This is a genomic window from Pseudomonas sp. LG1D9 (assembly GCF_002949995.1).
In the GTDB taxonomy this organism is placed as follows: Bacteria; Pseudomonadota; Gammaproteobacteria; order Pseudomonadales; family Pseudomonadaceae; genus Aquipseudomonas; species Aquipseudomonas proteolytica.
Genome location: NZ_CP026881.1, coordinates 507,243 through 520,699 on the forward strand (window position 1 = coordinate 507,243; position 13,457 = coordinate 520,699).

Here is a 13,457-nt window from a genome sequence, read left to right on the forward strand (position 1 = left end):
ACAAAGGCCGTCTGCAACTGACCTAGAAGTTGAGCGTTGCGCCCATCCACAAGGTGCGGCCGTAGTTCACCGTGCCGTAGGTCTCGTCATCCAGGCGCTTGTTGGCCAGGTTGTTGAGTGAGGCATTCAGTACCAGCGAGTCGGTCACGTCGAACGAGCCGCCCAGGTCGGCCGTGGTGTAGCCCGGCACCGGTTTTTCGCTGGTGAGGGTGTTGCCGGTTTCCTCGCCGTAGTAGCTCAGCGACGCCCAGGCCTGGGCGCGGTCGTTGATGCTCCATTCGGTGCGCACATTGGCCTTTTGCTTGGGGGTCAGGGCCAGGGGCGCGCCAGCGTTGGCGCCGGTTTTCTGTTCGGAATCGGTGTAGGTGTAGTTGGCCTTGAGCAGCACGCTGGGGTTGATATCCCATTGGCCGTTGAGCTCCACGCCCTGGATGATTGCCTTGTCGACGTTGACCCGCTCCATGATGGTGTAGCCATTCCAGCGCTGGTCGGTGGTCACGGTGGACAGCTTGTCCTGGAAGTCGTTGTAGAACAGGGTCACGCCCGCCGACAGATCATCACGGTTGCTCCACAGCGCCGAGACTTCATAGTTGGCGCTGGTCTCTGGCTTGAGGTCGGGGTTGCCGAACATCACAAAACGGTTGCGCCGCAGGTAGGCGTAGTCCGCCACGACTGCACGGATCTCCGGGGCCTTGAAGCCACGGGCGATCCCCCCCTTGAACGTCCACTGCTCGGTGGCGCGCCACACCCCATAGAGCCGTGGGCTGACGTGGGCACCGTACTCTTCGTGATGATCCAGGCGCAGGCCGGTGGTCAGGGCGAAGCTGTCGGTGACCGACCATTCGTTCTCGGCAAACAGGGCTTTTTGCACCACCGAGAACTCGTAGTCCACGCGATCGCCCAGGCCCTGGTTCCAGTCGGTCAGTTGGCTTTCGTTCCACTGCATGCCCACGGTGCTGACGTTATGGGTGGTGGGCACTACCAACTTGGCGTCGAACACGCTGTTCTTGACCTCGGGCTTGCGTCCGAAAATATCGGTTTGGGCTGGCGTGGCACGGCCTTCACGGGTGGAGGTTTCCTGGGAAAAGGCGATGTCCGAGGTGGCCCAGCCCCAGCGGCCCTGGTGCGACAGCGACCAGTGATCGCGGTTGTTCTCCTGCTCGCGGGTGGCCCAGTTGGCGCTGATCCCATCACCGTTTTTCAGGCGCGTGGCCCCGGCTTCGAGGAGGATGTCGTGGTCGATGCTTGGGGTGAAGGCCAGTCGTGCGGTGAGATCGCGGTGATCCGCCTTGCTGAAGCCATTGGTCTGCTCGATATCGTCATCGGCCTGGCGATCGAGGTAACGGCCCCACACCTGCAGGCCGAGCAGGTCTTCCTTGAGCGGGCCGCTGAGGTAGAACTGGGTCTGGCGCGCATTGCCCTGGTCGCTGTGCTGGCGGGCCGAGTAGTCATAGCCAATCGAACCGCCCCATTGTGGCGAGACCTTGCGCGTAATCACGTTGATCACGCCGCCGATGGCGTCGGAACCGTACAGCGACGACATTGGCCCGCGCACCACTTCAATGCGCTCGATGGCGGCGGCTGGCGGTACAAAACTCTGCTCATAACCACTGTTGCCATTGACCCGCGATTCACGGGCGCTCTGGCGTTTGCCATCCACCATGATCAGCGTGTAGTCGGCGGGCATGCCACGGATCGAGATGTCGGTTTCATTGGCCCCGCCATTGACCGTAACGCCCTCCACATCCCGCACGGCATCGCCCAGGTCGCGGTACGACTTGCGGCGCAAGGCCTCGCCGTCGATCACGGTGACCGAAGCGGGTGCGTCTTCGACGTTCTGTTCAAAGCCGGAAGCGGTGACCACCACTTCATTGAGTTCCAGTGACGCAGGCTCGTTGGCGTGAGCGTTGAGACTGCCGGCCACCAGCAGGGCCAGCGGCGCAAGACGAAAAGCAGGAAGCATGGGCGTAGACCTTCAGGATTATTCTCAAAAGAGAATCGTAATCATCTACACCCCAATAACTTGGACAAAGTGTGACAACTCCACCCACGTCCCTGGCCGCTTGCTTTTGTAGGAGCTGGCTTGCCAGCGATGACCATAAGTATCTACACAACTTTCAGAAACTGACGAACTCCCCTGTGGCGAGCGGGCTTGCCCGCGCTGGGCTGCGAAGCAGCCCAAAAAACCCTCCACGTTTCTTCAGATAAACCGCGATGGCCGGGTTTAGGGCTGCTTCGCAGCCCAGCGCGGGCGATGCGGCGTCCCGACAAGCCCGCTCGCCACAACTGCGCTATCTGCCTGGATTTAGGCGTTGCGGCAAAGTTGTGTAGATACCGATGCAGCGATGACGCCAGCAAGAACACCCCGGAGCGCCAGGTATCTGACCTCATCCTGAACGACCATCACCGGCGAGCCGACGCCTACAAAACCTGAACAAGGGCTGGCTTAAATTATATTTCAGTCGTAATATTCGGCAAAATATTACGATTGTAATTTCACCGACCCAGCGCCGCCAGGAGCCTGAAATGAGCCCACGCCCTCCCCTTCACAGCCTTTTCCCGCCCCTGGTGCTGTTGCTCCTGCTCAGCGGCTGTAACAGCCAGGCCGACCCCAGCGCCAACGCTGCCCCGCCGCGCCCGGTGCTGGCGGCCAAGGTCGAAGCCGCCGCCAGCCAGCAGAACGCCTATACCGGCGTGGTGGCGGCCCGTACTGAAAGTGACCTGGGCTTCCGGGTCAGCGGCAAAGTGATCGAACGCAAGGTCGATCCCGGCCAGCATGTGTCCCGGGGCGATACCTTGTTGGTGCTGGATATCGGCGACTTCGAACTGGCGCTGCGTTCGGCAAAAAACCGCGTCAACGCCGCCCAGGCTCAGTTACGCCAGCGCCGCGATGACGCAAACCGCTACCAGCGCCTGGCCAGTACCGGCGCGGTGTCACGGCAGATTTTCGACCAGTCCGCGACTAACCTGCGGGTCGCCGAAGCGGAGCTTGCCGCCGCCCAGTCGGATGCCAGCCAGATCGAAAACCGTCGTACCTACTCGGTGCTCAGGGCCGATGGCGACGGAGTGATCACCGACGTGCGGGTAGAGCGCGGGCAGGTGGTGGCCGAAGGGCAGATCGTCGCGCGCCTGGCCCACGACGGAGCGCGGGAAGCGGTCATCAACCTGCCGGAAAACCAGCGCGACCGCGCCTCGCAAAAAGCCCTGGCCTTGCCCTTCGGCGCACCCGACCAAGCCGTCAACGCGACCTTGCGTGAACTGTCCGCCAGCGCCGATCCCGTCACCCGCACCTATCGCGCGCGCTATGTGTTGCACGGTGCGGGTGAGCGTTTCGCCCTCGGCTCCACCATCACCTTGCGCCTGCAAGGCAACGGCCAGCCGCCACAGACCCGCGTGCCGATCGGCGCCCTGCAGGATGCCGGCAGCGGCACCGGGGTGTGGCTGATTGGAGCAGATGACAAGGTCAGCTTCGCCCCGGTCACCGTGGCCAGCCTGGGCCAGGAAGAAGCCTTGCTTTCTGGCGGCGTCAGCCCCGGCCAACTGATCGTCGCCCTCGGCGCACATCTGCTGCACCAGGGTGACAGCGTGCGCCTGTTGCCCGCCCAGGCACTGACCCTCAATCGCCGCCAGGAACCTTGAGCATGCATGGCCTGAACCTCTCCGCACTGGCGGTCAAACACCGCGCCGTCACGCTGTTCCTGATTCTCGCGATACTCGCCGCCGGGATTTTTTCCTTTGGCAAACTGGGGCGCGCCGAAGACCCGTTGTTCACGGTCAAGGTCATGACTATCACCGCCGCCTGGCCCGGCGCCACGGCCCAGGAGATGCAGGAGCAAGTGGCCGACCGCCTGGAAAAGCGCCTGCAGGAACTGGACTACTACGATCGTGTGGAAACCATCGCCCAACCGGGGTTTGTGTCGATGCGCATGACCTTTCTCGAGTCCACGCGCCCCAATGAAATCCAGGACCTGTTCTACCAGACCCGCAAAAAACTCAGCGACGAAGCGGCCAGGCTGCCCAAGGGCGTGATCGGGCCCTTCTTCAACGATGAATATTCCGATGTGTACTTCGCCCTGTACGCCCTGGAAGCCGAACACCTGCCCCATCGCCAACAGGTGCAGATGGCCGAAGCCATGCGCCAGGACTTCCTCAGGCTACCGGGGGTGAAGAAGGTCAATATCCTCGGCGAACAAGCGCAGCGGGTGTTTGTCGAGTTCTCCTACGAGCGCCTGGCCACCCTGGGGATCAAACCCGAACAGATCTTCGCCGCTCTCGCTGCGCAAAACGCTGTGGCCCCGTCGGGGTTTGTCGAAACCGCCGGCGCCCGTGCCTATATCCGTATCGACGGCGCCTTCGACAGCCTGGCGCTGATCGAAAACGTGCCGCTGCCGGTGGACGGCAAAGTGCTGCGCATCGCTGACGTCGCCACCGTCAGCCGTGGCTATGAAGACCCGCCCAGCTACCGCATCCGCCACCAGGGCGACCCCGCGTTGATGCTCGGCATCATCATGGAAAAACACTGGAACGGCCTGGACCTGGACAAGAGCCTCAAGGCCGAGGAAGCCAGGATCCAGGCAGACCTGCCCCTGGGCGTCAACTTCGCGAAAGTCTCCGACCAGGCGAAAAACATCAGCCTGGCAGTCAATGAATTCATGCTCAAATTCTTCGTCGCCCTGGCGGTGGTGATGCTCATCAGCCTGTTGGCCCTGGGCTTTCGCGTCGGTTTGGTGGTGGCGGCCGCGGTGCCGCTGACCCTGTCCATCGTGTTTGTGATCATGCTGCTGACCGGCCGCGAATTTGACCGCATCACCCTCGGCGCGCTGATTATTTCCCTGGGGCTTTTGGTGGACGACGCGATCATCGCCATTGAAATGATGGTGGTGAAGCTCGAAGAAGGTTTCGACCGCATCCATGCCGCCACCTTTGCCTGGAGTTCCACCGCCGCCCCCATGCTGACCGGCACCCTGGTGACGATCATCGGCTTTCTGCCGGTGGGTTTTGCCCGTTCGGGGGCGGGCGAGTATGCCGGCAATATTTTCTGGATCGTTGGCTTTGCCCTGATCGCCTCCTGGTTGGTGGCGGTGGTATTTACCCCGTACCTGGGGGTCAAGCTGCTGCCGAACATCAAGCCGGTGCCCGGCGGCCACGACGCAATCTATGCCGGCCGCTGGTACCAGAAACTGCGCGACCTGGTGCAAACCTGCGTGCGCCGCCGCTGGCTGGTGACCGGCCTGGTCGTGTCGGCGTTTGTGCTGTGCGGCTTGGGCATGGCCGTGGTGAAGAAGCAGTTCTTCCCTAACTCCGACCGCTCCGAACTGATCCTGGAGGTGTATATGCCGCCGGGCAGTGCCTTCAAAAGCACCGAGGCGGTGGCGGCGCAACTGGAAAAGGCCCTGCTGCAGGAACCGCAGACCCGCATGGTCGACACCTACGTGGGCGGCGGCGCGCCACGCTTTTTCCTGTCGCTCAACCCCGAATTGCCCGACCCGGCGTTCGCCAAACTGATCGTGCAAACCGCCGATGCCCATGCCCGGGACGCCTTGAAACTGCGCATGCGCGAACGTATCGCCGACGGCGAATTCCCCGCCGCGCGGGTACGGGTGACGCAATTGCTGTTCGGCCCGCCGGTACCCTTCCCGGTGGTGTTTCGCGTGTCTGGCCCGGACGTGAATGTGCTGCGCGGCCTGTCTGAGGAAGTGCGCCAGGTGGTCGCCGCCAACCGCCTGACCAAGGATGCGTTCCTCGATTGGGGCGAGCGCAGCAGCGGTTATCGCCTGGTGCTGGACCAGGATCGCCTACGCCTGCTGGGCTTTACCCCCGACGAGGTGAAATCCCAACTCAACGCCCTGCTCAGCGGCAACCCCATCACCGAAGTGCGCGAAGGCAACCGTACGGTATCGGTGGTAGCCCGTGCCCAGGGCAGCCAGCGTGAGGACCTCGGCAACCTCGCCAATATGACCCTGACCAACAGCGCCGGGGTATCGGTGCCCCTGGCTCAGGTAGGGCATTTTCAGGCGGTGATGGAAGAACCGATCCTCAAGCGCCGCAACCGCGCGAGCACCGTCGAAGTACGCGCCGATATCGTCGACGGCGTGCAGCCGCCCGATGTGGAAATGGCCGTCTACAAAGACCTGCAACCGCTGATCGCACGATTGCCGACCGGCTATCACCTGGACATCGGCGGCCCCGTGGAAGAAAGCGCCAAGGCCAACGTGGCCCTCGCGGCGCTATTCCCCATCATGATCCTGCTGACCCTGACGGTGATCATGTTCCAGGTGCGCTCGTTCGGCGTGATGTTCATGGTCTTCGCCACCGCGCCGCTGGGCTTGATCGGCGCGGTGCCGACCCTGCTGCTGTTCAACCAGCCGTTCGGCTTCAATGCGATCCTGGGGCTGATCGGGATTGGCGGGATCCTGATGCGTAACACGCTGATCTTCACCGATCAGATCCGCCAGAACCAGGAACACGGCATGGCGACCAGCGACGCGATTGTCGAAGCCACCGTACGCCGCGCACGGCCGGTGATATTGACCGCACTGGCCGCGGCGTTGGCGTTTATTCCGCTGACCTTGTCAGTGTTCTGGTCGTCGCTGGCCTATGTGCTGATTGGTGGGGTTTTGGTGGGGACGGTGTTGACGCTGCTGTTCTTGCCGGCGTTGTGCAGCTTGGTGTTGGGCCGGGACAAGCAGCGGGCAGCAATCCCCCAAACCCCATAAATCCAATGTGTGTGTGAGCTTATGTGGGAGCGGGCTTGCTCGCGAAAGCGTAGTGTCAGTCGCCGAATTTATTGACTGTTCCACCGCTTTCGCGAGCAAGCCCGCCCACACAAGCCCACTCCTACAACTAGGTCAACGCTTGGCCAACGCCATCCACCGAAATATCCCACCCTGCGGCCAGATAAACTCTACTTATACCCCCTGAAAACCTCTGCAAAGTCCCTCGCCTGATCACACAGCGCAAGGGACCGCCGATGTACTTTCCAATTGATGCCCCCGTCCTGGGGGCCACCTCTTGAATGCCGCCATTGGCTTTATGGTCCTGGCGGCCATGGACTTCAAAACACGGGACGTCGAAGCGGTCCTCAGCGACTTCCGGCAATGCCTCAATACCTATGAACAGTGGGCCGAGAGTTTCTGGAGCTTCTCGGCGCTGGAGGTCGAGCAGGTCTTCAAGGTGGGCGATGAGGTGGCGCTGGTGGCGCCCATTTCGTCCAAAGCCCCCAGCAGCACGGTCGCGATGTGCAAGGCCAGTGGCTCGTTGACCCTGGTGCACCTGTTCCAAAGCACACGCTTTGTGCCTATCGGCAACACCCCGGTGATGCTGCAAGCCGTCCCCAAGGACGGTGGCCCGCTGGGCGAACCCATTTACAAAACCATCGGCCCCAGCGGCATTCTTGAAGTCACCGACTGTACCCGCGACCAGTCGTATCGGATCACCTTCTACCCCAATGTTTGCGCGGACCACGTCAAGGCGTTGTATGCGTCTTATCAGTCGCTCATTGCACCGCTGGAAAGCCAGTTGCGCAACGACTGGACCAGCACATTTGAGCCCCTGTGGCAGGACTACTCCGAAGCCAACTTTGTGCAGCGCTACCGCCTGCTGGACCACGCCTATGCCCGTGGATTTGGCGACGCACTGCATGAGCTCTGGGACAACATCGAGCAATTGTATGAATGGCTGGCGGACCTTGGGCCCAACAGCGAGAAACTCCTGCAATACCTCACCCAGGCCGAACTGGATGCCCTGCTGCAACTGAGCCAGGAAGCCATCGCCAATGGCCTGCTGGTGCTCAGCGACGAGCCGCTGCTGTTCATCTACTTGTCGGCGATGGTCAGTTGGCTGCGCATGCTGCCGCCGCCGTACTTGAACGAACTGCTGGGGCAAATCAGCGCCGAAGTGCTGATCAACCTGTTGCTGGTGTGGGTCACTGCCGGCATGGGCGTGACAGTGCGCCTGGGCGCGCAGGTGCTGGGCAAGGTCAAGTCGGGGCGCGTCCGCCAGTGGCTGGAGCAACTGGCCCGACCGTTTGCACAAACCGGGTTGGGGCCCCATGCCGAGGCGCTCAAGCCGTTATTGCTAGGCAGCCCCGCAACACAGATCAAAACGGTGCCCAGCGTGCCACTCAAGGCCGGCGCGATTGAAGTCGCCAATCCGGTGCCACTGGTGCGGGAAAAATCCGCGCCCAAGACGGCCTTGATCAAACATGAGGCGGTGGACGACGCGCCCTCCTCCGCGAAAAACCCCAACGGCGCAGCCAGCGCCAGCGCCGATAAAACCGCGACCCATGGCTGCCCGGTGTCCATGGTCACTGGCGAAGAACTGCTGACCCTGACCGATGGCGAGTTGCAGGGCGTACTGCCCTTTGCCTGGACGCGGCTGTATCGCACCAGTGCCGTGGAGGTGGATAGCGGCTTGGGCTTTGGCTGGAGCCATTCCCTGGCGCAGCGGCTGGAGGTAACCGGCGAGTCGGTGGTGTGGACCGATCACGAGAACCGCAGCACCACCTTTCCCCTGCCCACGGCTGCCCGACCGGCCATCAGCAATAGCCTGGCTGAAGCAGCGATTTATCTGGGGGCAGCGTCGGATGAGTTGGTGCTGGCTCAAGGGGCAACGTTCTACCACTTCCAGGGCGGTGTGCTGACGGCGATCAGCGATCGGTATGACAACCGCCTGCGCCTTTCCCGCGATGGGTTGGGGCGGATTCTGCGCCTGGATAACGATGCCGGGCGGGCGCTGCTGTTGCGCTATGAGCGCGGGCACATCGTGGCGGTGGACTACCAGGTGTTTCGCGTGGAAAGCGAAGCGGATGACGCCTGGGTGACTGAGCAGAACGTCGTTTCCTACCGCTACGACGAACAGTGGCGACTGGTTGAAGCGACCAACGCTGTAGGCGAAAGCGAGCGCTATCAGTACGACAGCCTTGCGGTGATCACTGAGCGGCAGTTGGCCGGTGGGGCGAGTTTCTTCTGGGCGTGGGAACGGTCTGGTAAGGCGGCGCGCTGTGTGCGGCATTGGGCCAGTTTTGCGCAGATGGATACGCGCTATGTCTGGGATGACGACGGCCGCGTCACCCTGCTCAACGCCGATGGCAGCCAGGAAGTGTATGTGCATGACCCGCGCGCACGGCTGGTGCAGCGGGTTGATCCGGACGGCGGCGAGCATTTCAAGTCTTACGACGCCCAGGGTCGGCTGACGGTTGAACAGGATCCCCTCGGCGCGATTACGGCCTATCAGTACGACGAGGCTGGGCGCTTGGTGGCGCTGTTTCCGGGGGATGACGAGCCTACCGCCTACGAGTATGAGGATGGTTTCGTACGGGTCATGCGCCGGGGTGCGGCGGTCTGGAAGTACCAGCGTAATGATCAGGGCGATATCACCCGCCAGACTGATCCGGACGGCAATGTCACCGAGTACAGCTATGACAAGCGCGGGCAGCTTTTAGCGGTTTGGTATCCGGACCATAGCTGTCAGCGCCTGACCTGGAATGACCTTGGGCAGTTGGTTGGGGAGCAACTGCCCAACGGCGGCGTGCGGCGTTATCGCTATGACGACCTGGGCCTGCAGATTGCCCGTGAAGATGAACATGGCGCCCTGACCCACTATCAGTGGGACGCTGTAGGCCGCCTGATCAAAGTGGTATTGCCGGGCGGCGCCACCCGCGAATTGAGCTACAACCCCTACGGAAAAGTCACCGCCGAGCGCGATGAACTGGGGCGTGTGACCCGGTATGAATATGCCGACGGACTGCACCTGATCAGTCGCCGGATCAACCCCGATGGCACGGCGCTGCGCTATCGCTACGACAACACTCGCCTGCTGCTGACCGAAATCGAAAACGAGTCAGGCGAGCGCTATCAACTGGCGTACCACCCCAACGGCCTGATCCAGCAGGAAACCGGCTTCGACGGCAAACGCACCGCTTACCTCTACGACCTCAACGGCCACCTGCAGGAAAAAACCGAGTTCGGCGACGATGACCGTCAGCTGATTACCGCCTACCAGCGCGACAACGCCGGCCGCCTCATCCGAAAAACCCTGCCCGATGGCAGCAAGGTGGATTACACCTACGACCGCCTCGGCAATCTGCTGAGCGTCGACGACGGCCACTGGCCGCTGCACTACGAATACGACAGCCAAAACCGCCTGACCGCCGAACACCAGGGCTGGGGCACCTTGCGTTACGGCTACGACAACTGCGGCCAACTCGACCACCTGCGCCTGCCCGACAACAACCACCTGACCTTCAACCACGACAAGGGCGGCCACCTCGCCACGGTTGACCTCAATGGCCGCACACTCACCTCGCACCTGTTCAAGGCCGGGCGCGAGCAGCAGCGCCAGCAGGGCCACCTGCTGAGCCACTACCACTACAACGACCAGGGCCGCCTGACCCAACACCAACACCGCCACTACACCTACGACAAAAGCGGCAACCTCACCCGCCTGCTCGACACCCGCAAGGGCCAGCACGACTACCACTACGACCCCCTCGACCGCCTGACCCGCGCCGACCACTCCCAGGCCCCCACCGAACGCTTCGCCCACGACCCGGCGGGCAACCTACTGATGCAAGACCGCCCAGGCCCCGGCATCGTCGTCGGCAACCGCCTGTTACTACAAGGCGACCGACATTACGACTACGACGCCTTCGGAAACCTCATACGCGAACGCCGCGGCCGCGCGCAGCAACTGGTCACCGAATACCGCTACGACTGCCAGCACCGCCTGATCGGCCTCACCCAACCAGACGGCAGCCAGGCCAGCTATCGCTACGACCCGTTTGGCCGGCGCATCAGCAAAACCGTGGCGGGCAAGACCACCGAGTTTTTCTGGCAAGGCGACAAGGTCATCGCCGAACACACCCATGGCCAGCACCGCAGCTACCTCTACGAGCCTGACAGCTTCAGGCCACTGGCCTTGCTCGACGGTTTCGGGCCGGCCAATACACAGGTCTTCCACTACCAACTCGACCACCTGGGCACGCCGCAGGAACTGACCAGCGCGGACGGCAAAATCGTTTGGTCTGCCCATTACCAGGCCTACGGGAAAATCACCCGGTTGGATGTAGGCACGGTCGACAACCCACTGCGCTTTCAGGGGCAGTATTACGACCGGGAAAGCGGGCTGCATTACAACCGGCATCGCTACTACAATCCGGACAACGGACGCTACCTGACCCCCGACCCGGTGAAGTTGGCGGGTGGGGTGAACGGATATTTGTATGTGCCCAACCCTACGGGGTGGGTGGATCCGTTGGGGTTGAATGCGTGTCCGGGCGAAGACAAATGTAAGCCCGGATCTGAAGGCCAAAACCCGTCCGTCAATACAAAGGCCGACGAGCGCGCTCCCTCCCTTCCAGCCCCCACAACAAAAAAGCAATATCTTTACCGGGGAGACACCAGGCACCCACTTGAAATTTTCAAACATGGATTTAAGAGCAGAGGAAAAAGCACTGACCTGCTCCTACACTCGCTAGACAATACGAATCCACCAAGCAACTTTGTACCCACCTCGACCTCAAGGGAAGTAGGTATAGCATTTGCAACAAGCTACGGATTAGAAGATGGTTTTTTGTACACCTTGAAAAATATACCCGGTCGAGACGTAAACAAAGAACTAGGAATACTATCCGAATACAAAAGAGAAAAAGAAATAGCCATACCCGGCCGCATCCATCGAAAGGACATATTAGGTGCAACCCCAATAAACGAAGATGGCACCTCCGAGAATTACAGCCTAATAAACCCTTACCGGAAGTAGAGCATGAAAAATATAGAAATAAACATACTCAATAAAGGCAACATTGAAAAAGCAAAAATTGAATATAACCGAAATACATGCGCGCTTTTTATAACCTTTTCTGACCAAACAAAAAAAACATACTCCGGGCTGGATATTTTTCGCGCATTTGGTTTATTACGAAAGGAATTCAGCGAAATAAAATTCCTGTGCAAAGGTTCGAAAATCAATGTTTTCCCATCTGCGATGTCATCTTCCATGTCTGGTGGACTCGTGGCCTATGAAATGAAACTAGGTGAGCCTGACCCAGAGATGGTGCGCATATTCGATTACGATGAACATGACCTGACTAACGATATCGAGGAGCAAATTAAGTTTCGCGTGCGTTGGGGAGAATCGTTAAAATAAATAAACCCTTGTACAAGACACTAGAAAAACCATCATCACCTGCAGGCTTTGATACGGAAGGAGCGACTAATTTCAATAAGTGCCTGGGACTATAAAAAATCAACAATCCCAACCCCAATGGTGATTATCAAATCGCCATCGCCGGCAAGCCGGCTCCTACAGGTCGCGAGTCGTCTGTGAGGGTCTTTCAGAGCGACCGCACCCACCCCGCCTCCACCGACCGCACCCGATTGCGCCCGCCGCTCTTGGCCTCGTACAACGCCTGGTCGGCGTCGTTCAGCCAGCTGGTTGCGTCGCCGTGGGAGGCTTGGTATGGCGCCAGGCCGATGCTCAGGCTGGCGCGCAGTGTCGGGTCTTGGGCGTAGCCCAGGGCGCTGAAGCGGTCGCGCAGGGCGTCCATCACTTCGGTGGCGTGGCCCAGGGGCATGTCCGGCAGGATCACGCAGAATTCGTCGCCGCCGTAACGCCCGGCCAGGTCGGTGGCGCGCAGGTTCTGACGCAGGATCTTGCTCAGTTGGCGCAGCACGATGTCGCCGGTGACGTGGCCGTAGGTGTCGTTGATGATCTTGAAATGGTCGATATCGATCAGTGCAATCGCAGCGCCTTGCTGGCCGCCTCGGCAGCGGGCGAATTCGATTTCCAGGTGGTCTTTCCAGGCGCCGTGGTTGAGCAGCCCGGACAGGCTGTCGGTTCGGCTTAAAGCAAGCAGCTCGCGCTTATGTCGGGCCAGGGTGATGGCCTGGCGATAACAGATCCAGCCCAGCGCCAGCGGATAGAGCATCAGGATCGGCAAGCAGGCGTAGAGTTGGGCAGGCGTGGTCACGGCGATATAGGCCGGGGCGAATAGCAGCACTGCCGCGCCGATCCCCAGCGCTTGGGCCACCCAGCCCATCAGCATGAAGCGGAACCCGCCGATGGCGACGTTGTTCATGGTCATCATCGACAACGTGGTGACGCTGGGCAGCGGGTTGAAGTGCATGGCACCGACCCAGAAGCCACCGCAGAACGAGTCCACCAGGAGATGGCGACGTTCGGCACGCAGGGAGTTTTCGGCGCGGCGCGAGAGTTGGTAAGCCAGGTGCGGCCAGGCGAAGGCGTTGATCAGCATCCAGGCCCAGACCCAGCCTGGTGGGTCCAGTGGGTACATGCCGGCCAATACACAGACGAAGCCGAGCGTCAGCCCCAGGGTCCGCGATTTGTACAGGCGTTTGGCGAGCGGAAGTCCGTTTCCTCCTGCGGCTGGCATGATCTGGCTGATCCTGGATGAATGCTGGAAGTCTATCAGGGCAACGGCAAATAGCCACTACCGC

General features: G+C 61.1%; 6 protein-coding genes. 4 read left to right on the top strand and 2 right to left on the bottom strand.

Features of this window, described 5'->3' with window-relative positions:
• Positions 1-22: 22 nt before the first annotated feature.
• Complete coding sequence (locus C5F71_RS02495) at positions 23-1,963, bottom strand: TonB-dependent receptor domain-containing protein (RefSeq protein ID WP_104910563.1); 1,941 nt, start codon at positions 1,961-1,963, stop codon at positions 23-25.
• Positions 1,964-2,526: 563 nt separating this feature from the next.
• On the opposite strand from C5F71_RS02495, the gene C5F71_RS02500 reads away from it, so the two are divergent.
• The 4 genes from C5F71_RS02500 to C5F71_RS02515 all read left to right on the top strand — a co-directional run bounded on the left by C5F71_RS02500 (position 2,527) and on the right by C5F71_RS02515 (position 12,147).
• Positions 2,527-3,639 carry an efflux RND transporter periplasmic adaptor subunit gene (locus C5F71_RS02500; RefSeq protein ID WP_104910564.1) on the top strand — a complete coding sequence of 371 codons (1,113 nt, stop codon included), beginning with the start codon at positions 2,527-2,529 and terminating at the stop codon, positions 3,637-3,639.
• 2 nt (positions 3,640-3,641) lie between these two features.
• Entirely contained in the window at positions 3,642-6,716 is a 3,075-nt protein-coding gene (locus tag C5F71_RS02505; protein ID WP_104910565.1) for an efflux RND transporter permease subunit, read from the top strand.
• 331 nt (positions 6,717-7,047) lie between these two features.
• Positions 7,048-11,760: an RHS repeat-associated core domain-containing protein gene (locus tag C5F71_RS02510; RefSeq protein ID WP_104912585.1), complete on the top strand. Its 4,713-nt coding sequence runs from the start codon at positions 7,048-7,050 to the stop codon at positions 11,758-11,760.
• A 3-nt stretch (positions 11,761-11,763) separates the two neighbouring features.
• Complete coding sequence (locus tag C5F71_RS02515) at positions 11,764-12,147, top strand: hypothetical protein (protein WP_104910566.1); 384 nt, start codon at positions 11,764-11,766, stop codon at positions 12,145-12,147.
• Positions 12,148-12,334: 187 nt separating this feature from the next.
• Here C5F71_RS02515 and C5F71_RS02520 read toward each other — a convergent pair whose 3' ends face one another.
• Positions 12,335-13,393, bottom strand: a complete 1,059-nt coding sequence (locus C5F71_RS02520) for a diguanylate cyclase (RefSeq protein ID WP_029293308.1) — start codon at positions 13,391-13,393, stop codon at positions 12,335-12,337.
• Between the last annotated feature and the right edge of the window lie 64 nt (positions 13,394-13,457).

Bases quoted from the DNA above. Each gene is read 5' to 3' on its own strand.
- C5F71_RS02495 (WP_104910563.1), bottom strand. From the start codon at position 1,963: ATGCTTCCTGCTTTTCGTCTTGCGCCGCTGGCCCTGCTGGTGGCCGGC.
- C5F71_RS02500 (WP_104910564.1), top strand. From the start codon at position 2,527: ATGAGCCCACGCCCTCCCCTTCACAGCCTTTTCCCGCCCCTGGTGCTG.
- C5F71_RS02505 (WP_104910565.1), top strand. From the start codon at position 3,642: ATGCATGGCCTGAACCTCTCCGCACTGGCGGTCAAACACCGCGCCGTC.
- C5F71_RS02510 (WP_104912585.1), top strand. From the start codon at position 7,048: ATGGACTTCAAAACACGGGACGTCGAAGCGGTCCTCAGCGACTTCCGG.
- C5F71_RS02515 (WP_104910566.1), top strand. From the start codon at position 11,764: ATGAAAAATATAGAAATAAACATACTCAATAAAGGCAACATTGAAAAA.
- C5F71_RS02520 (WP_029293308.1), bottom strand. From the start codon at position 13,393: ATGCCAGCCGCAGGAGGAAACGGACTTCCGCTCGCCAAACGCCTGTAC.